Raw genomic sequence first — 24293 nt, forward strand, 5'->3', positions numbered from 1 at the left:
GCATATAATTGTGCTCGTGAGATTATTGGTCTCGACTCCCTCGAGGGTTTTGGTATCTCTGATTACGCCATTTATGGTTGTCTGTCAGTTCATGGCGATTGTTCAATAATTGACAGCTGGAACGCAGACTTAGCGGCACTTTTGGGCTTTCATACCGATTACTCACTTTTGCCACATGCCCAGAAGACACTTTGATTTTGGGGGAAGCCTCTTTTGAAAGGTCACATGTTTTTGGGCAGAAATCCATATAAAGGAATATTCATGATCATGTTTGAAAATGATATTTACAAAGAAAGTGAAAACGATTTGGGTTTTGCTTGCCACGTTTAATGAAGGGATCACTATTGGTCTTTGATGAGTTTAACAGGGTCGTGCTCCAGACAATACTGAAGCTGTTATTGAGGTGTTGAAGTTAAATGGATTGGTTATCAAACGGCATCTTTATCACTAGTATTGTTCGTTCATCAGCTAAGGGAAAAAAGAAACTATGAAAATAGTCGGATTGAATCACGGTGAATTTAACTCTTCAGCTGCGTTGATTGTCGACGGAGAGGTTGTAGCTGCAGCCGCAGAAGAGAGGTTTGTGCGGGAGAAAAAAACAAAAAAATTTCCTAAAAATTCTTTAGAGTTTTGTTTATCAGCGCAAGAAATTAAATTATCCAACGTTGATGCGTTTTCTCAGGCTTGGAACCCTGGAGCAAAATGGGTTTCCTTCAATCCGTTGATATCTTCGACTCAAGTTAAGAGAGAAGATTATTTTTATACTATTCCAGACCATTTGTTTAATTTGTTTGGCAGCACAAGAATCCCTAACTACGTTATTCAGAATTTTGAGTGCGGTTTGCCGCCAGTTTATTATATCAAACACCATCTATGCCATGCAGCAAACGCGTATTTTTTATCTCCTTTCGATGAAGCGGCAGTGTTGACTGCAGATTGGCAAGGTGAGCTGGAATCGGTAACCAAAGGCTTTTGTAGCGGCAATAATATTGACATCTTTGATACACAGTGGATGCCCCATTCAATAGGCATGTTCTACGCAACCTTTACTCAAATTCTTGGCTATCGGCCCGACAATGACGAATGGAAAGTCATGGCGATGTCTGCCGAAGCCGTTGATATGGGTGACTTTGAAGATAAAATTCTTAATACAGTTTCGCTTCTTGATAACGGTCGTTTTGAGCTCAATCAAACTTACTATACGGGCGCCTTAGTAGATCAACCATATTTATATTCACGAGAACTGCTGCTGTTGCTCGATACAACTCCTGACGATCTTCAAATCTCAAATAGTGACTATTATTGGCAATGTAAGGTTGCAAAAGTAATGCAAAAGGTTGCGGAGAGGATTATTTGGCATGTTTTGGCTGATTTGTATGAAAAAACTAAAGCAAAAAACTTAGTTTTGGGAGGTGGCTTTTTTATGAATAGCGTAATTAACGGTAAAATTACAGAGAACACAAAGTTCCAAAATGTATATATCTCACATTCGCCAGATGATTTAGGGAACAGTATTGGTGCTGCTTTGTATGTCCACCACTGTATTTTAGGGAAGCCCAAATTGAAGCAACGATCAGCGAGTAATCTCGGTCCAAAGTTTACATCTAGTCAAATCCATCAAGTCATAAAGCGCCGTAAAGTTTCCAGCGAAAAGCTAAGTAATCCTGAGCAAAGAATTGCAGAGATTTTAGCGAAAGGCGAAGTTGTAGCTGTTTTACAGGGGAGGATGGAGTTTGGGGATAGAGCTTTAGGGTTTAGGTCTATATTAGGTGATCCACGAACCCATGAAATTAAAGATAAGATTAACAGAATGATAAAATATAGGGAGAGCTATCGCCCCTTTGCACCAGCAACTTTATTTGATTGCTCGCATCAAATCTTTGAGGTGAATAAAGATTATCTTTGCAATTATATGGAAAAAGTCGTTAGGGTACGACGGGAATTTTGGGACCAAATACCTGCTGTGACGCACTTCGATGGCTCTGGAAGATTGCAAACGGTTCAAAAATCTGAAAATCCATACTTCTACAGAATAATAAAAGAATTTGAAAAACTGACTGATATACCAGTCGTTTTGAATACGTCATTCAATGTAAATGGCGAACCGATCGTATTATCCCCTGATGATGCCCTCAATACATTTTTCAACTCAGGCCTTGAGTATTTAGTGATGGAGGATTGGTTGATAAGGAAAAAGTGATTGATAATTATATATGTAGCTTGTTAATTTGAAGCTATTGGCAGTTAATGGGTAATGAATAACATCGCCAGAGACGCAGCGCCAGTAATTGAAACTCCAGATTTTTAGCTCGATAAATTTCTGAACAACGATGACTGATGTTCGTCTTGCAAAGTGTGACAAGGGTTAGAGTGGACTACTGAATTGTTATGGCGACCGGATAACACTGATAGTAACAATTTAGCGTTTTAATGCTGTTGTTGTATGAAGGTAGTGCAAAGTTATGAGCCACAGTCACTCAATCATGTTTCATCATTTTCACGACAGAAAGCATCTGGAGACACAGGGAAGTCTTAGTCAGGCTGATTTTTTAAAAATGATAGAGTGGCTTGCCAAGGAATATAATTTAATCGGCGCAAGTAAGTACTTGGAAAAATATGAAAACGATTGTCTGGCGGATCAAGATATATGCTTATCGTTTGATGATGCTCTCCTCTCTCAATATGACATAGCAGTCCCTGTTTTACAGAACTTTGGGTTGGATGCGTTTTTTTTCGTGTATTCGTCTCCTTTTACGGGAAGCCCGTGTTACTTGGAGACATTTCGTTATTTCCGAACGAATTGTTTTGTTGATCTTGATGAATTCTACAGTCAATTTTTTACACTGGTCCAAAATAGTTTTGATATAGATTTAGGCCAAGTGCAGCTGGCATTACTCAGTTCTAACTATCTTGCCGAATTCCCTTTTTATACGGAGAATGATAAGTGTTTTCGCTTCATAAGGGACCAAATGCTAGGCAGGGAAAAATATGAGTGTGTAATGCTCCAGTTAATGTCGATTAAAGGGTTTTCTTCGAGCCAAATAATAAACGATCTTTGGATGTCAGAGGACCACCTCAGAGACATCGCTAATTATGGACACCTTGTTGGTTTACATTCATATAGCCACCCAACGCAGATGAGCAAATTAACCTATAAAGAGCAGCTATTTCAATACCAGGCGAACTTTGATCATTTGACTACGGTTGTTGGTGATGTTGTTTGCATGTCTCACCCATGTGGTGATTACAATGCCGATACCGTAAAAATACTGGATGATTTAGGGATAAAAATAGGGTTTCGCTCGAGCCTCAGTAAAACGCATACTAATAGCAGGTTTGAAATTCCAAGACAGGATCATGTAAATATACACAAGGCTGTGTTTCAATGAAGATCACTATTTTTTCAGGCAATCAGCCGAGACATATTAGCCTTGCCAAAGAGCTTGGAAAGTTTGCCGAACATGTTTATTTTATTTCAGAGGTAAAAACTGTTTTTCCTGGAAAAATAGATGATTTTTTTAAAAAATCTGATGTCATGCAAAGCTATTTTGCGAGTGTTTTGAAATCAGAAAGAAGATTATTTGGTGACATAGGATTTTTAGAAACTCACATCAGTACGCTTTCCATTAAAATAGGAGACTTAAACCTAATAAAAAGAGAGCAACTCAAAGACGCACTCAACTCAGATCTATATGTGGTTTTTGGATCAAGCTACATTAAAGGATGGTTGCTCGATTTTCTGGTACAAAATAACGCGATCAATATACATATGGGATTGTCTCCATACTATAGAGGTTCGTCGTGCAACTTTTGGGCGCTTTACGACGACAATCCTAGTTATGTTGGAGCAACCATCCATCGACTAAGTAAGGGGCTAGATAGTGGTGAAATGTTGTTTCATTGTCTTCCCAAGTTAGAAGAAGGTGATACTCCTTTCGACTTTACAATGCGTTCTGTTGTTGCCGCTCATAAAGGCTTATGCCAATCAATCCAAGAAGGAAACATATTGACGATGAAATGCGTGAAGCAAGACAAAGCACAAGAGCTTCGGTATACAAGGAATTCAGACTTCACTAATGAAATCGTAAGTGAATTTCTTGGTAGAAGCTACTCAGTTAATAGTGGAGCACTGGCGCAATATCCCCAATTAGTGAACCCTATTTTTGTTTAGCCGAATTGATAGACGGGCCGGACGGTCAACATAATTGCCAAAACGGTAAGTAGAAAATCCTATAAATCTGAATTTTGCTGCTCTATATGGAGGTTCTATAAACTTTAAATTGGAAAACCATGTTAAAGGATAAATAAATTTCCCTTAAACAAACTGGATACAAAGTTGGACCTATTAAAGGTACTAAAACTACTATGGCTAAGTTTCATCAAGAAAATAGGAAAAGCATACGTAAATGCCTTCTCAAACAACGGGAAAAATGCCAATAAATTTACTATTTGTAGCCATTAGGCAAGTGTATAAAAATATAACAAATCAAAAACACCTTATTACTTAAATCGAATTTTACGAACTGAGTATCTGGTCGACTTTGATTTATGCTCTCTGTATTTTCACTACTGCAATTCATTACTAACTTTGAATAGTCGAAAGGATACTGAGTTACACATCTGTCGTTTGTTTCCAGCAGAAAAGTCTAAAACACAGTCTGGTGCTACAAAAGCAAATTCCTAAGAACATGATTTAAATCTCAATCTTCAATCAAGTCCCCCTTTTTGTAATCTTGAGAGGCTGGTGTATCAAGTAAGCTCCAAAATCTATTTGGCTTAATTCCAATCCCAGGTCTGAGTATCACGATATTTTCTTTTGTGAAAACTTCGCCAGAAACAATATTTTTCTTGGCAAATATTGATTTTCTTGCAACGCGTTTCGTTTCAATTTCACAAGGCATACACCTTTTTTCGGGCAACCCTAATGTTAATTCAGTGTTTCTTAAGCATTCCACAAATTGAATTAGTGCCGCTATTTCTAAAGACGCCAAATGGTCAGGTCCATTTAGATTATTGTCCAAGGTAATATGCTTCTCTATCACACGACAACCAAGTGCAATAGAAGCAATGGAAGCTTCAAAGCCCATTGTATGGTCAGAGAAACCAACGGGAAATGGGTATTTCTCTGCTAAGAGGGGAATATAATTTAGGTTTAATTGATCTATTGGTGCTGGGTACTGAGATACGCAATGTAGCAAAATTAATTGTCCAGAAAGCATGTCAAAAATGTGATTGTCAAAATTGGGAAATTCTTCTTTGTTAAAGCCAGCCAGATAAGCATTAAGGCACTCATCGATCTCCTGTTCATTTGCCATACCGGTAGAAATAATTGCTTTCTGCCTTTTAAAGCCAAGATCATATATTAAGGGCAGGTTGGTCAAATCTCCCGAGCCAAGTTTTATAACCTCACAGCCTAACTGTTCTGAAAGAAATACAAGGCTTGTCCGATCGAAGGGTGTTGATAAAAAATCTAATCCCAAACTTTCTGAATAGGCTTTAAGGTTTTTGAAATCATCAAAAGACAATGTTAATTTTTCAAGCATTTCCAATTGGCTTTGGTTTTTTCCAAAGTTTTGTTTCTGATACAGTGCCGTTTGTGCAATTGGGCTTGTCATTTCGTTTGGTATAAATGTTTGAAATTTAATGGCGTCCACCTTCGCCTTTGCAGCTCCTTCGACTAACTTGTATGCCAAGTCAATTTGACCGTTATGGTTAACTCCAGCTTCAGCTATTATGTAAACCTTAGGTTGTTTTAGTGATGATAGCTTAAATTCAAGACGGCCCATTACTGTTTTCCAATGTTATTGGCCGATCATCAAAAAATCGGTCCGCTTGTTGCTCCACGAAAACGTCACCGTTTCGATTGAAGTTATCAATGTCGTGCTCAATCCAGCTAGGGATTATCAACAAGTTTGTGGTCGAGCGGACATAATAAGAGTAAGGAATAAATAATTCGTCACTAGCCATGTATCTCAGGACATCAATGCAGTTTTCCCTATAATTTTTTGGTGGGGTAACCGCCTCAACATTCGAGAGCAGATATTGGTAATTGGACCTATTTTTAGGTCGCATAAAATCAATGGGGTAATCTTTAGCGCCCCAGTCACAACAGGTAAGAACTGGTACTTCATTAATTCCCAAATCCAGTTGAACTGTTCCCGCCCACACAACACCAAGATCGATTTTATCTACCAAATCACGGGTGTTTAACCAATGAGTGCCCAAGATAACTACATTACTAGGTATCTCACACTCAATAAGATCAATGAAACGTTCATTGGGTTTGCCAGCTATTTGCTCAACTTCTTCATGAGGATGTGGCTTGATAAGAAAAATAGCTTCGCTGTTACGAGCACAATCAACAGTGTGGTTAATCCAATCCTTAAGGCTATTGTGTGCAGGACCAGAATCATATGGGTAATCAAAATCCCAGATGACTTTTCCAAAAACACAAATTATTGGTCGACCTAAAGATTTTTCTTTTTCAATCCGGTCAAGCACTTCTTGGCCTTTTGGGTGTATTTTGGAAGTTAAGTTCCGATCGTAAGATATAAAGCGATCAACAAAATTACGTTCCTCAGTACTAATTCGATGGTTTTTGACCCATTTAGAGAAACCATCTGCTGTGGGTAATTGTGGCATTCTAGTGTCTTTGTAGGCCGTTACATTCCTTGTCGATACGAAGTGGCTATTCGCATTGATTTTATTATAAAAATTGAATTCTTTGCCTATCAGGGTAGAAACAAATTCGAAGTCAATTTCACCTGATAAATTTGCACAATAAGTCCTGAAAATCCCATAGGGGACATATTGGGAACTGCCCGATAAAAAGCGGACAGGAAAGTTAGGCCGGTCTCCGAGTGAAGACCTGATCTCGTTAATTACTTTCAAAGCTACGTCAGCTTGATTAATTAAGCTGTCAATATACGACCTGGTTTTTATATCGTAAGATATTGAATATTTGCGATAATCGCGCGATAAGCGCTCGAAGAAACATTGGTAAAAATTAATTCCCTGAGCTTTTATGATTTTGTTTGACCAGTCTATCTCCCAGTCATAATACCGGTGACTATTTTTTGGGATAGTTCTTATGAAATTCTTTTTGTAGCCTAACATCCCATGGAATTTATCTAATGTCGTGTCGCCTGTTGCCTGTTTGCTCAGTATACCTTCACAAAGGTGTATCACGGCATACCCTCTTTTCTTGAGGGTGTTTAAGGCTAATAAGTTTAAACCTATTGTATTTTCGCAACTATAGCTTGACAGAAACACTACTCCTTTTATTTGTGTAGGCTGATTAACAGAATGGAACAGCTCATCTGCTCTTCTTAAAAATTCAGCTGAACCCTTTAAGCGAGAAAACGATGTTTCAATTGGCACGTCAGGAGCTTGCTCAAACCGATCCTGCATTTTTGCCATTATCGCAATCGCTTCATCCCATCGCCCCGTGATCTTGAGTGCCTGAAAAAGCGACATATTATTATTTTTTGTATCTTCAGTATTAACTGCCTCATAAAGGTAAGCTACGGCTAACTTTGGGCTTCCACATTCTAGTTCGGCTCGCCCGAGGTATGAAAAAATCTTTGGAAACTCTCCAATCTGTTCATGAAACCACTTACAGAAAATAAGAACGTCTTTCCACAGATGACTCGAAGCCAGTTGTTTGGCTGTTTTTGAAGCGTGTGCAATCTTCAGGCGTTTTGTTTCCTGTTTGTTATTTTCTTTAATAAGATCTCCTATCTTTTCACAGACTTCACCCCCCAAGGCATAGTTGCTCCTTGCCGAAAGGCTTGCAATTTTGTTGAACCAAGGCATTTTTGTTAAATATTTTTTTATCATCAATCTGTTCAGCCGTTAGAAGATGAAAACATCAAGTTAGAAGCGTTAGATAATTTTGAAATAGTTTTTCCAATTAAAATTGCGTCAAGGACGACGGTTTGGAAGGTTTTTTGATTCAAAATGTTCCCACTTCACCGGGTCAGCTGCTTCAACAGAGTTTGCTAGTTTAAGCCCAATGACATCTTTAAAAAACTTTGGGTCAAGGCCAAAGCCAGGTCTTATTCTTCTTATGTCTGCGTCGGTGATAACGTGTCCAGCTTTTAGCGGCTTGCAAAAGTATAGGGAGCGACGAAAGCGTTTATTTGATGCCTCTGTTTTAGGCCTGCTAAAGTCTGGCTTGCCAAGAGCATGGCGAGCGAAACTACAGTCTTCGACCAATGACTTAAGTTGGTCAGGCAAAATTGAGAAACTAGCGTCTGGTCCGCAGTCCTCATCATCCAGTTTGAAGTGCTTTTCTATTGCAACAGCACCCATTGAAACTGCTATGATCGAAGCCAAGTTGGATGTAGTGTGGTCCGAAAGACCAACTTCAACGTTAAACTCCTGTTTTAAAGCAAGAATATTATTAAGTTGCGCATCAGAAAGATCCGCCGGGTAATTACTGATACAGTGAAAAAGAAGAAGATCTTTGCATCCGGCTTTTTTGCAACTTTCCACTGCTTCAGCTATTTCTTCCAAGGTAGCCATCCCTGTTGACATAAACATTGGCTTTTTCAGCCTAGCAGCATATTCAATCAGTGGTAGGTCGGTTAGCTCGAATGAGGCGATTTTGATAGCAGGTGTATTTAATCTTTCAAGGAGGTCAACTGCCGTTTCGTCAAATGGTGTAGAGAAAAGCGTCACGTTTATCTGTTTTGCAAAAGCAAACAACTCACTGTGCCACTCATAAGGAGTATAAGCAGCCTGGTAAAGATCATATAAATTGTAGCCTTTCCACAAGCCTTCGGGAATCAAGAAATCTTCCTTGGAAGATTTCATTGTCATGGTGTCTGGAGTATAGCTTTGTATCTTAACAGCACTCGCACCAGCGTTTTTCGCAGCTGCTATAGACGCTTTTGCTCTTTCAATGGAGCCGCCATGATTCGCAGATAATTCAGCGATAATAAATGGATTATAACCTGTTCCTACAAAATCACCATTGATTTGAAACATCCCAACCTCTCCGTATCTACAATTTAAATGATGTTTGAATGGATTTTAAGCCACACTTTTGAAGTGTATCTTTAAGCTCAGAATTATTATCTGAAACATTGATATAAAAATAATTGGGAATAACGGAAGCGGTTGGTTTACAAGGTGTAAAATTCCGCGATATAAAATCTAACACTTGCTTAATCTCGTCATGAGTAGGGTTGTTAAGGTTAATGCCAATTGAGTTGTCAGCCTTTATATAAAAAGTGCCTATCGGAGCGCCTCTTACAACAATAAACCAACTCAGATAAGGCGCCTGGGTTACAAAACTTGAATGCTCCTCGTAGCTTGGCATAATTGAATGGCTGATTGCAAACTGACGGTTCCTTAGTAGTTCATATAAAACCTTTGTATCAGCAGTGGTCACTTCTCGGAACGTTAGACTTCTTTTAAGTTTTCTAAACGAGATCACCCTTTCATTCGATTCGAAAACATCAAACCCTGAACCTAGAAAAAGTTTCTGGCTGACCTTGTTTTCTGGTTTAACCGTAGCAAATAGGTCCAAATTAGTTTGATCAAGAAAAGTATGCACCGCTGTTTCTAGAAGTTTCTTTCCAAGACCTTTGCCTCTAAACTCGGGGTTTATATTTATAGAGACCTCTGCACAATTGCCAGTTGGGCTTATGTCAAACCGACAGATACCAACCTTGCCAGCCTCAATTTCCCCCATCATGATTGTTCGAGATTTGTCTTCCATTACATCTTTGAACCACAAATCATGCTCAACTTGAGATATTTTCCTCGATACAAAAGCCATTTCAACACTAATGACATCGTTTCTCCATGTGAGAATATCAGACTTGTCGTCTAATGTGATCAAACGGACTGTCAGTAATTCATCTAATGCCATATTTTAAGGCCTCCGCTGACTTGTGCATTTGTCTAGGTAATATAATTAACATAATAATGTGACGGTGAAGACGCTTTTTTGGTGATTTTTAGCGAGAATATACAGCCAAAAAATATACTAATGTATTATGAAGTAACTTTACTTCAAATGTTATATCCCAGTTTTTACAATTTGAGTTTATGCACGATAATGTATTCTTGCCTACTTGTTATGAATTATCATCAAGATCAACATTGCAGAGCTAAATCTATAGTGACTGTTTTCGGCATATCAATTCTCGCATATATATCGCCAAGACCAATAAGTGATCTTTGCTTCTTTCGTGCGCAAAACTCCTGGGTGGATTTGCAAGCTCACATGTTTCCCAAGACAGCTTTTGTTTACTCTAGGCAAGCTACATGCGCAAGGCGAGACCGCGTAGTCGAGCATCAATGCTGCATATAGTCTGGGTGAATCTCTGATTTGGTTTTCAATGTTAGACAGAACTCACTTGGTGTAGGCAAAGGCAAAAGTAAAAGCCTTTATGGATGGCTCTTGTTAATTTTGCGCCCAGGGGAGGAGCTTTCAAATCTCTACAGAAATTTATTAAAGTTTATTCATAGAGAATTGCGTTACAGGCTAACTTTTTTAATGAATGTCCTATTGTGATTTTTCAGTTCAGCGTGACAGGTTTTTTAATTACTTTGTCCACGTTTATTGTGGATCCACAGAATAGATTCCGCGTTATAAAATCAGCAGAATTCACGTTATCGTACGGCTTGGGCGTACACGAAAAAATTCTTCATAATTGTTTAAATTACTTTTAGGTGTAAATCAAAAGTGTTTGCACAAATATTTTTATCTGCCAGCGGTGATTGAAGGTGTTTTGAAGCTGGCTTTTTGCTATTTGCTCAATAGTGCGTGCGCTGGTATCGGTTTATCTGCAGGTATAGGAACACGCGTGTTTTGATGGCCCATTTCTCATTGTCATGGTCTGGTCTTTATTGTATTCATTCTTGGAAATTTTGGTGTTTAGGAACGTGTGAGCTCGTCTCCAAATTCTGGTAACTTTATTTGGTCGTGGTTATTTCTTTCGGAGATTGAAATGATAGTTGTGTTGATTAAGCGTCTTTTGAAAGCTGTTCTCCCGGTGACTGCTGTCAAGCTGTTGAAAAAAATATACCGTGAAAATAAAACAAGACCCTTCTCAGATAAAAAGGATAAGTTTCAGACTTTGCGTGGCCTTGATTCGGAGGTAACTGTTGGTCCAGGTGTGCCTGAAAAATCATCGACTTCAGGCTCACTGAAGGAGCGGGTACAACGTCAAAACGCAGCGCTTAAATTGGCTGTAGCGTCAGCAAAAAAGATGAGGGACGAGGGGAGGCTGTTTGAGGCGTGTGATGAGTTGTTAGGTTTCCAGGCTAATTTCCCAGAGGAAAATCGTCATCTCGCTCTATTGGCCAATTTGTTAGCGATGTGCGGCAAGTTCGAGATGGCCCTGCCGATTTTTGAAAAATTAATCGTAAATGATCCAGAAAATAGTCAGCTGAAGTTGAGAAAGGCCGATTGCTTGACGGGTCTCGGGCAATTTGAAAATGCTGCAAGAGCTTTGGAGTCAGCTGACCTAAAGAAGATCAGTTCGTCAAAAGCAGTTGTCCGCAGAGTTTCACACTTACGTGGTCTTGCCAGACATTCATCTTCACCGATTGAAAGAACGTTTTCAGAAGATGTTTCAGTAGCAGGGGAAGTGTTTAAGTTAAGCCCCGTTCAGCTTCGCGTATTAAGCGACTTAAATGACCGTGGTATTGCTATAACTAGTGTGTATGAACTACTTGGCGGTGAGCAACTTTGGAACGACGGTGTCAATGCTTTTGAAAAATTTAAAGCCGACGACTCCGTGGCGGAACTCATTTCAAGGATCAAGAATTCCGTTGATTTTGATCAAGATGATGAGTTCAAAGGAAAGCATGTTCCCACAAAAGTCCCCTATGACTCGTTCTTCGGCACGCTTGGTGCCGATCATCCAGTTGGAGCACTTTTCTGTGAAGAGAAAATATTGGAAATTGCATGGACATACCACAATTGTCCGACCAAGCTGCGTAATCCGGTGATGTGGGTGAATCCAAGTGTGAATGAAAGCAATCGGAGCGGGAAAAAGGGTTCTCAACAATGGCATAGGGACCAAGAAGATACATCGATTTTGAAATGCTTCGTTTATTACAGCGATGTAGATGAAAAGACTGGGGCGACTGAATATATCGATCAAAGTTGCGAGCGTTTTTCAAACGATGAGTTCATGTTCCATCCGTTCCCCTTTTCCACCGGATATCCCAATCAGCCGTTTTTTGAAGGCGTTATCGGACAGCCGCAGGTGACAAAGACCGTTGCTTCCGGGCGGAAGGGGTCAATAATCTTCCTTGATACCAACGGCTTTCATAGGGGTGGGTATGTGACACAGGGTGAAAGGTTGATTGCAATGGCCACTTTTCTAAAAGAGACGTCGCCGGTTACTGATGATGGAAAAAAACTTTCCATTGCAAACCTATCTGGCCTTACTAATTTTCAAAAAAGAACGATGAGCTAAATCATGCTAATTAAAAAAATAGTTAAATCTGTCAAAGAACGGCGATTTGTGGATTCAGTTAAAACAAACGTCCTGGAACGTTATGTTTCCAAAGGACAGAGCCCTCAAAAATTACTGGTTGAGGTCATCCAAAACCCTGATAAGCATCAGATGTTTTCTTCACAAAATGCTGCGATGAAGGCGTTAATAAAAGCTCTTAGATCTGACATGGTTTCAGCAGAAAGCGTGTCTGAAGTTGAAAAGCTAATATTGGAATGGCGGTTAAGTCATGACGTTGCAGTTATGGCATATGACTATTTTGCAAAGAACAGGGACTTCATCTCGTCGAACCGCATAGCCCCACAGGTTCTTGGTCAGGAAGTTAGGAAAGAGAGTGTGTTTCGGAAGCTCGAAAAAGCATTGCCATTAACACGGGGGCACAATAACGATATCCTGCTGGAGGATCTTGACCTCTGGGCTGCAGGCCGGGTTATTACGCGCAATCCATTGGTGCTTTTGAAGGTTCCACAGATTCGTTCTTATCTCGCGAGGCGTCGGCGTGCGGACTTTATTGCCGATATATATTCTGTTGACGCTGCCGATGGCGAGTTTTCCATCAAAAATACCGTGATCCACAATTTGGAAACAATGGACCTTGGGGCCGATGATGGTGTGAGGGCAGAACTGCTTTTGAACCCCCTCACGGCTATTGATTACGTGAAGAAGCACGCTAATCAATCTAAGGTCCTGTCGATTGGAACCAGGTCTGAGTCCGAACTGTTTTCGATTTATGCAGCCGGTTTTAATCCCGATAAAGTCGAATCGATCGACTTAATTAGCTACAGTCCGTTGATCAAATCAGGCGATATGCATGCGCTACCTGTTGAGGATAATCAATTCGACGTTATCATTGCCGGGTGGGTATTGGCATATTCTAATAACAATGAATTAGCTGCTTCAGAAATTATTCGTGTCGCGAAGCCAGATTCATTTGTTGCGATTGGGTGTGCTTATAGCCCCCCTGATCGAGAAGATAGGCCGGTTACTGGAACAAACCTTAATCCTACTCGGTTTTCTTCCGTTGAAGACATCACTGACTTATTTAAAGGACACATAGGACAAATATATTTTTACGGCGCACCGGACTTAATCGGAGATAAATCCACCGGCCCAAAGCAAATAACAGTGGTATTTCAGCTTAAGAAATAGGCAAGTTGATGCGTTTCAGGTCTTTACGTAATTAGACCGGTAATGACAGCGATTGAGTCGTTGTCATAGGATATGGCTGAACTCCTTTGGTGTAGATAAGCGACGTTAAAAGGTGAATGAAGGTTGTTTTTTAGTTTTTGTGGTACAGTTCCGTTGAGGAAATCTCACTCTTCCAACCAAAGGGCATCAGTATATCTAATTAAATTTTCAAAGAGAAAGGCTTTAAGTTTTTCTGAAATTAATTTGTACGATAAAGCGGATAATGTCACGTTTTTTAACCGATTACTTCCTTTTTGGGTCTGCGTTTTAATCGCAGCTTTAGATGGAAGGAAGAACAAGACCTTTTTCACATGGTCAAATTACCACCAATTTGGCTATTTGAACAAAATTGCTAACATGATCTTAGGGTCTTTTAACGTTAGAGTATTTTCAATTGAAGATGGTTTCTTAAGAAATTGTGTTTTCCCACATAAAGCGTCCTATTCTTTCTCGATTACAAAAAATCGTCCATATTTTTCAGATTCATATTGGAGGAATTTTGAAATTGAAACCAATAAAACGGTGTTTAGAGAGGAAGAGATAAATAAATTTATTTCTTTGTTAGAATTCCCTGCATATGGAAGCGGGAAGTACGTTGATAATTCATCAATCAACCTGGATGAAAAAAATCAGGAAGTAGAAAATACACTAATTATTGTTGGTCAAGTTGATAGAGACAGGTCTTTATTGCAAAAAAATTATCGAGGCGTTGACACAAACGTTGGCTTTATTCATTGGGTATCTACATTTGAAAAGTATAAAAAACTTAAACTTAAGTTCCGACCGCATCCGCTTGATCCGCATAAGCAAGAAACAATTGAATACTGTGAGAGTTTAGGAATATTTGAATGTAAAAAGGACTTGAAGAGCTATACAGGAGAAAAATTTATAACGCGGACATCTTTGTTTGGTTTGGATCTGGCGATACGAGGGTGTGATGTTGAATTCTATTCTAAAGACTGTTGGATTAATGAGCTTCTGTCAAAATTCGAAAAGAATGGTACATCGCGGAGTGAAGCAGCGTTAAGAGCTAAATTCTATCTTTTTCAAACAGCCCATTTGTGGCCTTCAAATAGAGCGGATAGCAGGTCTGAAAAACTTGAATGGAATGCAAGTGGAACAGAAGGCGACCTTATTGAACCTCGTTTCGCAAATTGGCATCTAATTTATTTTTTAAATCACCTCACCATCAAAATGGGGTGTGTACCAGAAAGTATCTTTGAGAGCGCACAACTTTCTGCTGAGATTGATCAGCACTCGAACGTACTGGTTCAGTGTCTTGGATTTACTTACAAGTTCGAGTGCGGAAATTTAGACCACTTTTTGATCTGTGTGATTTTTGCTGGGCTTGGTGAGCGGAGCTTTTCCAACGTTTCGTTAAAATGTGCAAGTTTATTGCTCCGAGGAAGTTTGTCTGAAAGTGCGACTCAGCGGTCTTGTTTTGTTGAAGAGTTGTCCTTTTTGTGTAGCAGTATCGCTGTATCAGTGAGTGATCCAAAGATTGCTAAAAGATTAATAGCTGACTTTTGGCAAGTAATTGGCGGTTTTTCGAACTCGGAACTGTTACGGTTTAATATTAAATGGATCGCCCAACTCACATTCGCTTTTTCTGCGTACAAATATCTAGCTGAATTCAAGATTGCAGTTCGGCGGTGGACACTATTAGCCAACTCTCTGAAATGGTATCAGTTTGACACCACAATTAGCTCAAGTGTCATTGAGTTTGTCAGTGGCATTGATTCATTTCGATATAGAAAATCTGTGCTAAAAGACTTTGCAAGTAGTAGGGCAGGATTATCGGCAGACATTGATGCTTTCTTCAAAGAGTTCCAGGCAATAGTTGCTAGTGATGAGCGAAGGTCTACGAATCGAATTGAGTTATTTGGTTTTTTAAGATCAGAAAGTCGGAGTGGCCAAGTTACCGTTCGATCTTCTATGCCAATGGTCTTAGACCTTTTGCTAATCAAATCATGTTTTCTTAGTGTTATAAAGAAACCACAGCACTTTAGCCTTCGACGGCTGGAATGCATCATTCGGCCTTATATTGGTTCGCAACTAATAAATTTTCAATCATTGGATGATTTTCTAGCTAAAAGAGACTTGGGTGATTTATCTGACATTGAGGTAAATTTCTTCAGGATTGGTTCACTGGGCCGATTGCTTTCTCTTTCGCTTACTGCTCCTTATAAAAACGCAAAAACAGCAGTCGAATTCTCAGCTGTGTATAGGGACTTCATAAAGACTTCAAGCAATGTTAAGTCGCCTTCGCAATTGGTTTTTCTCTTTTTTGCTGGCTGTAAGAATAGTCAGGCAATGTTTGCCACATTGCAGGAGGAGCTAACGAGGAACGACATTGGATGCATTGATCCTTTCGAAGCAACAGGATTGACCTGCCTTAATTTCGAGGAGAAATCCGTTGAGGGTTTAAATAGAATTAAAAAATATAGGTCCCTTCCTCTTGGATTGAAAAATACTTGGAACGTAGACTGGAAAGGTAAACTAGTTGAGTGCGAGGGGGTAAATTACTATCAGGGTTTCTATGAAAGGATTTCGACCTATTTCCGGAGATATTCTATCAGCCTGAAAAATCCAGAGGAAAAAGCACTATTTGATGTAGAAATAAAAAGAGCTGATGACTTTCTCACAGTGTTAAATAGCTGCATTGAATTTCAACAATCATCTGGCTTAAAGGCAAAATTTCTTTTGTCGAACTCTCATGTTTCTCCCTATTTTGTTGTAAAACAGAAGCTCGTCAATGAGGGTATTGGTGTGTTTTTGCTTGGACCCACATATTCAAGGTTTCTTGACCCTAGTTTTTCAAATTCATCATCGACGTTTAAAGTCTCGAAATATACAGGGCCTTCATCTAAGCGAGCTCCGTTTCTTGTAGCACACCATGAACTGCAAAGCTGGAAAAACCGTCACAAGTCTAAACTGCAGACATATTGTGATGAGGCTTTGGGAATTTTAAAGGATAGATTCCAACAAGAAATCACGGATCATGAAGTCTTTTCAAAGTATCATTTATGGAGAAGTAGATTTCCCGATGGTCTGGCAATTATGTGTTTAGGTAAAGTAGCCGTGGATTTGGCTCATGTGCAAGATGGAGGAAGCATATTTGGAGGTTATAAAGATTATATAAAGGGAGTAGAAGCATTTGCAAAAAAACGAGAAGATGTGTTTATCTTTTTTAGGCCCCACCCACATGAAATAAATCCTGAGATCTCCTTGGCTTTGATCGACACAATCAACAGTTGGATACGTCGTCCGACCTCAAACGTGTCAATAATTGATCAACAGTCGGCTTCAATTGGTGCTGTTTTAAGAAATGTGGATGTAACATTCATTTACAACGGTTCTGCCATACTCGAATTTAACGCATTAGGCTTTCCGATAATTCCGTTCAGTTACCAGGCTCGAATTGACTATCCCCTAGGTTTTTCACAACTCGGTTCAATCGATGACGTATTCGATATGGATTTTTCGATTGATAAAAGTGTTAGTAAGCTAGCCTTGGAAACAATTGCATGCTCATTTTTTGGGGATAATTTTATTCAATCAAAACAAACAAGATTTGCCGCACACAATCTTAGTGTAAACACACCAGCTTTCTATCAAAATGAGCCACTACAAACTCGATTACAGATGCAGGTTGCTCTTAGAGAACTGATTGAGGGATAACATGCTGGTACCATTAACGAAAATAAACGCCTGTAGTACAAAAGGAATGATCTCACTCAATGTACTACATCGCTTTTTAAGACAGTTAACATTCCTACTTTGTATTAAAGTTGCAGTGGCTGTTACACAATCAGATCCAAAGTTCTTGATGTTTCTTTCTGTACTAGTGTTGTTTTTTGTCTCTTTTATTATTGTGGAGAAACTTAAATTTCAACGTCAGGAAGACTTTTCAAAATTTGGGATATTCTGCCGTATGCTGTTAAGGATTAGGAAACGTAGTGACCATGGTAAACTATATGCGGCTTGTGTAGCCTTTTATACAGCGGTTGGGTTAGGTTCCCTATTTTTTATCTTAATTATCGCTTTGTCTGGGAGTTTGAGACAGACGATTATTTGTTTTTCAATACTGGCAGGTGCTTTTTATTATAAACTTTATGAAAAGTTTTCTACTGAAGTTCTTGTCATGACCTCTTTTTTGGTGTTGATTTTATACTTATTTTTCTTTCAGCAGTTAAGCTTTTCAAATTCGACAGAGCTAATAAATGTCGCTATAATCTTTTTTGTTCTTAGATATTTTCTCTTTGAGATCATTCGTGCGTTGAAGGCGCACAATAGGCTAGGCGTCATTTATGCTTCTTTAGTTTGAATTTTGCAGTCATACTGGGCTTTAAAACGTCTTGCGGCTTGTTGAAATTTCATACTTTCGATTTTTCACTAAAATATACCTGCGAAAAATACATCACTGTCAATATCTTGATGGAGTAATATCGGTGGTGACCCAATAATTGTAAGGCGTTTGGCCGCAATCTCTTTTGGAATAAATCTTGCGATATTACTTGAAAAAGTATAAATGCCGTCATAACTCCGAAAGTCTAAGTCATTAAACTCGGCCAAATTATCTCTAAAGTGAATGTTCTTCAATTTTAATGCTTTTCTTATTTTGTTCCATCCAAGGGTATATTCGCCCGGGTGAGGGCGTAAATGTATACAGGTGTTTTGGTTATAGTTTTTCATAATGCAATCTAACATTACCTTCTGATAATTTGATGCTGTTCCATGCCTCAAGATTTCTGAGTCTGCCTCGATTTGCAGTACGAATAACAAGTGCCTTTTGGCGCTAGTTTCCTTGACGGTGTGTCGGGTGTGATATTTTTTCTGTAACAGAAAAAACGCTCTTAGTATTAGTCTCTTGGAGTAATATTTAACACCACCTCTGGTTAAGACTGAAACCGCTAGCGACAGATATCTTATTAATCGCAATAAACTTACTGTTGATTTGAGTTTTGTAGCTACGTTAGGTTCAAATTTATTGTTAAACATTGTTCTAAAGTTGGTACCGTTTTCAGCAGGGTATGCTTCAAGTAGACAAATACCTCTCTTGTGGTTTGCATTTTCAAATATCAAGCAGTTGAGGTTTGCCGAATGTTTAAAAAGTGTCCGCCCAATAATTGTCCATTTGTTGAATATCCAAAATTGTGGGTTTGAATTGGGTGAATTTGAAAGGAATTCGCTTACCCAATAATGTAAATTTTCTCCATTTTGTTGTGCTTTAGTTTTGGAGATTGAGTTCCTTTTTACCTCAATGGCTTCTCTTAAAGCGTATTCAATATTTATATTGTTTTTGCCCCGTAAGGGTAATCTTGGGATATACCTTACCGAGACGTTTATATTTAAGTAGTTTAGGAACTGTTTAGTTAGTATACATTCAATTTTACTTGGAAGTAGTACAATTTTTGCGCTACGTGTTTTGAATAAATGTAACAAGACCCCAAGAAGTGTCGCTATAAAAATGTTTTGTGCTACTACAATGTAGTGGCTGTGATTTGCTTGCATCTCTAATCTTTCATCTCAATAAAAAAGGTATTTTTGGGAAATACCTATGTTGTGGTCAATGGTCTCTTAATTTTGCGCCGATAAGCCCGGTACAATCCGCCACCTTTTGCATTGAGCGTCCTACTTGCCGGTGCGTTAAGTCCTTGTATGATTATGCAGCTTTTTTTGTATCATGTAACCATATGTGGCGCTTTTGGTTGTGTAATGTATCCTACGGACTGGTTATTGTGTTTTTGTTTCTTCTGTACAGTTGTTTAGTCGGTGTCACAATCTTGCGTGACGGCTTTAATGTTTCAAGTTAATTTGGCCCAAGGCTAGGTCACACTGTAATGTTTTGGGTTTATAAAATATTGACTTTCACTATTGCACTCTAACGGAGCTATGCACGCCATTTTTTCCGAGGTTATTGTTTTCTTATCTTGACTGATCTCTGTTTTGAATAAATCCGGGTGTTGCTCCGTTACAGCTAGTGTGTGCCAGGTTTGATACACGCAGGCTGCTTTTTTCGAACAGATTGGCCTTTAATCTCCAACTAGGTCGGCTGAAATGATTTAGGTGTTTCTTGAGCAAATGGGATAAAGCCTTTTGTGTCGATTCATTGGAATTGTGTCACGGCACAATGGTTTGAGGTGTTATCTCGGCGCTGCGAGTGAGAGTGCAGTTTCTAGTTTATTGGTGTTTTTGCATCGTATTACATGCATGGCGCTTCCACCTTTTATGGCTGTCTGCTGCGGTAACCGAAACAGAGGCCAAGATTTTTCTCTGCCAGGATCGTTCCCAAAATAACCTTTCCAATTTAGCATTACAGGGCGGTGGGCGCAGCAAGTTGCATTTTTTTACTTCTTTTCGGGCAGGTTTTTGGCATTACGGTCGCACTTTTTTCATCTTCGCTGCGACACTGTGGAGTGCCACCTCCAATGTGTGCTTCAATAGTTGGTTGGGTTTTTAGCATGTGATGCTTCTTACTCAGTTCAGCAGTCAAAGTTGCAAGGTTGTATTCAGGCGACGCGGTACTCTGGGTCTGTGTCTTAAAGGTATAAATTGTCCTGTGTGAGCCAGTCTTGGATTAAGGCGTGTTTTAAGCGAGGTTGTCGTGTATAGAAGTTTGATCTCCAAAGAAATTGTGAATGTGTCATTGTGAGCCGACCGCAAATTTCTAAGACGTGCTGTGTAAGTTCTACGCGTTGTTTTTTTTTGGGGCATTCCGTGCATAAAGGTGCATACAATGAAAAAAGTTCTTGTCACAGGTGGTGCGGGTTTTATTGGAAGTCATTTATGTGAAGAGCTAGCGAAGAATAAAGCCAACGAAGTTTATTCCTTGGATAATTACTCAATGGGGAACGAGTGCAACCACGTAGATCATGTTTCGTACATCAGAGGGGATACTCGAGACATTGACCAAGTAGTTCAGTTTTCCCCGGATGTTATTTTCCACTTAGGTGAGTATTCGAGAGTGGAGCAAAGCTTTTCTGACCTTGACCGCGTCTGGGAATCCAATAAGGCTGGGACCTATGCTGTTCTTCAATTTTGTAGAAAGCACGCCTCCAAAATTGTCTATGCGGGAAGTAGCACCAAGTTCGGAGATGGTGGATTAGGCCGTAGTCAAACCCCTTATGGTTGGACGAAAGCAACAAATACAGAACTGGTGCAAAATTTTGGCAGTTGGTTTGGTGTGCCTTACGCTATTGTTTATTTCTATAACGCTTATGGAAAACGTGAAATTTCAACGGGCAAGTATGCGACTTTAATTGCGCTGTTTACAGAAAAGATGCGAGCGGGAGAGCCTTTGACTGTAGTTAAACCTGGTGAGCAAAAGCGCAATTTCACCCACGTAGACGACATTGTAAATGGTTTGATTTTAGTTGGTAAAAATGGTCTTGGCGATAATTTTGGGATTGGTAGCCCTGAGTCATTTTCGGTTATTGAAATAGCTAAAATGTTTGGTGGTAACATTGAAATGCTGCCGGAGCGTCAAGGCAACCGACTGACTGCAGAGGTAATTACGGAAAAAACTAGAGCTTTAGGATGGCGGCCTACGGTTAACATAGAGGATTATATTGCCGCAATGAGGATAAATGGCTGGCAGGCAAAATAGATAGCTAGTACTTATAGCGCGATGCAAGCGGATCTATCACATCGAATTTCGTTTAGAGCTTCTAATTAATATGAAATATCTTGCCATCATTCCAGCCCGAGCTGGCTCCAAAGGGTTGCCAAACAAAAACATTTCTAATTTGGCTGGGAAGCCTCTTATCGCCTGGAGTATTGAGCAGGCATTAAGCACTCCCGCTATAGATACCGTGTGTGTTTCTACTGATACTGAAGAAATAGCAAAGATCGCTCGATTATTTGGCGCATGTACTCCTTTTTTGAGGCCTGCAGATCTTGCTAAAGATACTACTCAGACCGAACCTGTGCTTCTTCACGCGCTTGACTGGTATGAAAAAAATGAAATCTACTTCGATGCTATTGTACTGCTACAACCAACATCACCTCTTCGACGCAAAGATCGAATTCAACAGGCAATCAGGCAGTTCGAAATGCAGAATGCGGATTCGTTAGTAAGCGTATGTGAAGACCACGCTTTTTTCTGGACGCTACCCAAACCTAACGCACCGAAAGCTCTATATGACTATCAGAATAGACCGCGAAGACAGGAAATATCTGAAGAAGAGAAGAGGTACAAGGAGACTGGATCTATTTATATTACTCGAACAAGTTTACTAAAGCAGACATCAAATCGACTGGGTGGGAAAATTTCAATATTTCTAACCAATGAAGACGAAAGCTGGGAGATCGACAGCCTAACAGACTTGCGTATATTGTCTGCTCTAATGGAGGCTGGGTAACGGTATGATTATTGAACGCAATCTTTCCAAGTACATTGTCTATTCTGAAGACAGCATACTGAACGCCCTGCGCAAGATCAGTGAGAATAAATCTCGTCTAATTTTTTCCGTTACTGAGACAGGGAAACTGGAAGGGATCCTCACAGATGGCGATTTTCGCCGCTGGCTGCTCGAGGGCAACCAAGTCAACCTAGACGTGCCTGTAAGTGCTGTCAGCAACAAGAAATACATTAGCCTACCAAGCGATGTGCAAATAGAAGAAATAAGCGCCTTGTTCAGCGAGCGTATTGCCGTGGTGCCCTTGTTGGACAAGCAAAGTCACCTTGTCGCCATCGCCCAGTGCCAGCCCGCAGAGTTCAAAATTGGAGACTTCGTAATTGCTCCTGACAAGCCGGCATTTTTGGTGGCGGAGATCGGCAATAACCACAACAAGAGCATCGAGCTCGCCTATCGTCTGGTTGACGAAGCAGTGGCTTCAGGGGCCGACTGCGCTAAGTTTCAAATGCGCTCGATGCAGGATATTTATCGAAACTTAGGTGATGCCTCAGACGCCAGCGAAGACCTTGGAGCGCAATATACCCTAGACTTGCTGTCTCGCTTTCAGCTCGACAATGAAGACATGTTCCGCGTTTTCGATTATTGTAAAACAAGGGATATACTACCGCTCTGCACCCCATGGGATAAAAGAAGCCTTAGCGTGCTCGAGGACTATGGGATGCAAGCATATAAGCTCGCCTCGGCTGATCTCACCAACCACGAACTACTCGAATGCGTTGCTCGAACAGGCAAACCTATGATCTGCTCAACTGGTATGTCCAGCGAGTCTGAGATTAAGGAGGCCGTCCGCAAACTGCAGTATCTCAACGCTAATTTTGTTCTTCTTCACTGCAATTCCACCTATCCGGCACCGTTCAAAGATATTAACCTCAATTATCTGGATCGGCTTAGCCAGATTGGCGACTGCCCCGTGGGTTATTCAGGGCATGAGCGCGGAACTGCAGTCGCTATCGCAGCCGTTGTAAAGGGTGCAAGAGTTATCGAAAAGCACCTTACATTAGACCGAGCCATGGAAGGTAATGACCACAGGGTCAGCCTACTGCCGGCGGAGTTCAAGGAGATGGCCCAGGGGATTCGAGAGGTTGAGCAAGCATTGGGAAGCAATGCGCAACGCCGTGTCACTCAGGGCGAAATTATGAACCGAGAGGTCCTTGCCAAGAGCCTTATCATTAACTGTAACCTGGCTGCTGGTGAAATTATCCGAGAGGAAATGATAGATATCAAAAGTCCTGGCAAAGGGCTACAACCAAACAAGTTGGCGGAGTTGATCGGCACAACAGCTGGACGCGACTTTAAAGCGGGGGACTTTTTTTATCCCTCCGACCTAGAACCCGGTGCCATCGAGGCCCGACCTTACAAGTTCTCACGCCCTTTCGGTGTGCCGGTGCGTTATCATGATCTTGGTGAAATGGCCAGGTGCAGCAACTTGGACCTGGTAGAGTTTCATCTTAGCTATAAAGATATGGACGAAGACCCGGCGGCGTATCTTCAAGATCCTCTTGATATGGACTTTGTGGTTCACAGTCCTGAACTTTTTGCCGGGGATCATATTATGGATTTATGCGCTGAAGATTTTGGTTACCGTCAGCGTTCAATCGACGAATTACAGCGGGTATTGGACATTACCCGAAAGCTGGTTCCTTATTTCAAACGCGCGTCTCGGCCCATGATCATAATCAATGCCGGAGGCCATACTCTTGACGACTTTATTCCCGCAATAGAGCGTGATCGACTGCACGATCGCATCGCTGAGAGTTTGTCCCAAGTGGATCAGTCCGGCATCGAGATTATTCCTCAGACAATGCCTCCCTTTCCTTGGCATTTTGGCGGACAGCGTTACCATAATTTGATGATGATGTCCGAAGATATAGAGCGCTTTTGCAAGCAATACGGCTATCGTATTTGTTTAGATGTATCCCACTCGCAGCTGGCCTGTAACTATTTCAGTCTTTCATTTAGAGATTTTCTCGGTAGGGTCAGCCGGTATGCCGCTCACCTGCACATTGTAGATGCTGAAGGAGTGGATGGTGAGGGCTTGCAAATTGGGGAAGGCACCACTGACTTTGGAATGGTAGCGGAGGTGCTGCATAATGAATGTCCCCATGCCTCTTTCATTCCCGAGATTTGGCAAGGGCATAAAAACCATGGTGAGGGGTTTTGGCGCGCGCTGGAAGCGCTTGAGCAATGGTTCTAGTTTAACGTC

Annotated in this window: 15 protein-coding genes; 10 read left to right on the forward strand and 5 right to left on the reverse strand. The window is 40.4% G+C overall.

Translation table 11 applies throughout. From position 1 onward, the window contains the following. The first annotated feature begins 487 nt into the window (after positions 1-487). The 3 genes from AB3X55_00100 (at position 488) to AB3X55_00110 (ending at position 4171) form a co-directional block, all read left to right on the forward strand. Positions 488-2200: a carbamoyltransferase gene (locus AB3X55_00100; protein ID MEX0501976.1), complete on the forward strand. Its 1713-nt coding sequence runs from the start codon at positions 488-490 to the stop codon at positions 2198-2200. A 283-nt stretch (positions 2201-2483) separates the two neighbouring features. Then, on the forward strand, positions 2484-3389 hold the full coding sequence (locus AB3X55_00105) for a polysaccharide deacetylase family protein (GenBank protein MEX0501977.1): 906 nt from the start codon (positions 2484-2486) through the stop codon (positions 3387-3389). Further along, complete coding sequence (locus AB3X55_00110) at positions 3386-4171, forward strand: formyltransferase family protein (protein MEX0501978.1); 786 nt, start codon at positions 3386-3388, stop codon at positions 4169-4171. The genes AB3X55_00105 and AB3X55_00110 overlap by 4 nt, the downstream gene beginning before the upstream one ends. A 529-nt stretch (positions 4172-4700) precedes the next feature. On the opposite strand, the gene AB3X55_00115 is transcribed toward AB3X55_00110, so the two are convergent. The 4 genes from AB3X55_00115 to AB3X55_00130 form a co-directional block, all read right to left on the reverse strand. Beyond that, complete coding sequence (locus tag AB3X55_00115; GenBank protein MEX0501979.1) at positions 4701-5786, reverse strand: N-acetylneuraminate synthase family protein; 1086 nt, start codon at positions 5784-5786, stop codon at positions 4701-4703. Next, complete coding sequence (locus tag AB3X55_00120; protein MEX0501980.1) at positions 5773-7839, reverse strand: hypothetical protein; 2067 nt, start codon at positions 7837-7839, stop codon at positions 5773-5775. Before AB3X55_00120 ends, AB3X55_00115 begins: the two co-directional genes overlap by 14 nt. Positions 7840-7923: 84 nt before the next feature. Next, on the reverse strand, positions 7924-8991 hold the full coding sequence (gene pseI, locus AB3X55_00125; GenBank protein ID MEX0501981.1) for a pseudaminic acid synthase: 1068 nt from the start codon (positions 8989-8991) through the stop codon (positions 7924-7926). Between the two features lie 16 nt (positions 8992-9007). Next, the gene (locus AB3X55_00130; GenBank protein ID MEX0501982.1) at positions 9008-9880 is read right to left on the reverse strand and encodes a GNAT family N-acetyltransferase; all 873 of its coding nucleotides are present in this window, start codon (positions 9878-9880) and stop codon (positions 9008-9010) included. A gap of 1084 nt (positions 9881-10964) precedes the next feature. Here AB3X55_00130 and AB3X55_00135 point away from each other — a divergent pair. The 4 genes from AB3X55_00135 to AB3X55_00150 all read left to right on the forward strand — a co-directional run bounded on the left by AB3X55_00135 (position 10965) and on the right by AB3X55_00150 (position 17997). After that, positions 10965-12443, forward strand: coding sequence for a hypothetical protein (locus tag AB3X55_00135; GenBank protein MEX0501983.1), 1479 nt, complete (start codon positions 10965-10967; stop codon positions 12441-12443). Between the two features lie 3 nt (positions 12444-12446). Next, the gene (locus tag AB3X55_00140; protein MEX0501984.1) at positions 12447-13631 is read left to right on the forward strand and encodes a class I SAM-dependent methyltransferase; all 1185 of its coding nucleotides are present in this window, start codon (positions 12447-12449) and stop codon (positions 13629-13631) included. Positions 13632-13754: 123 nt separating this feature from the next. Then, complete coding sequence (locus AB3X55_00145) at positions 13755-17351, forward strand: hypothetical protein (GenBank protein MEX0501985.1); 3597 nt, start codon at positions 13755-13757, stop codon at positions 17349-17351. A gap of 1 nt (position 17352) precedes the next feature. Beyond that, on the forward strand, positions 17353-17997 hold the full coding sequence (locus AB3X55_00150; protein ID MEX0501986.1) for a hypothetical protein: 645 nt from the start codon (positions 17353-17355) through the stop codon (positions 17995-17997). A gap of 68 nt (positions 17998-18065) precedes the next feature. On the opposite strand, the gene AB3X55_00155 is transcribed toward AB3X55_00150, so the two are convergent. After that, positions 18066-19184 carry a hypothetical protein gene (locus AB3X55_00155; GenBank protein ID MEX0501987.1) on the reverse strand — a complete coding sequence of 373 codons (1119 nt, stop codon included), beginning with the start codon at positions 19182-19184 and terminating at the stop codon, positions 18066-18068. Positions 19185-20409: 1225 nt separating this feature from the next. Between AB3X55_00155 and AB3X55_00160 the strand changes: the two genes are divergently transcribed. The 3 genes from AB3X55_00160 (at position 20410) to AB3X55_00170 (ending at position 24284) form a co-directional block, all read left to right on the forward strand. Then, positions 20410-21279, forward strand: coding sequence for an NAD-dependent epimerase/dehydratase family protein (locus AB3X55_00160; GenBank protein MEX0501988.1), 870 nt, complete (start codon positions 20410-20412; stop codon positions 21277-21279). Positions 21280-21349: 70 nt separating this feature from the next. Further along, the gene (locus tag AB3X55_00165) at positions 21350-22033 is read left to right on the forward strand and encodes an acylneuraminate cytidylyltransferase family protein (protein ID MEX0501989.1); all 684 of its coding nucleotides are present in this window, start codon (positions 21350-21352) and stop codon (positions 22031-22033) included. 4 nt (positions 22034-22037) lie between these two features. After that, positions 22038-24284: an N-acetylneuraminate synthase family protein gene (locus tag AB3X55_00170; GenBank protein MEX0501990.1), complete on the forward strand. Its 2247-nt coding sequence runs from the start codon at positions 22038-22040 to the stop codon at positions 24282-24284. Positions 24285-24293 lie beyond the last annotated feature (9 nt).

It is taken from the genome of Alphaproteobacteria bacterium LSUCC0719 (genome assembly GCA_040839025.1).
In the GTDB taxonomy this organism is placed as follows: Bacteria; Pseudomonadota; Alphaproteobacteria; order Puniceispirillales; family Puniceispirillaceae; genus UBA8309.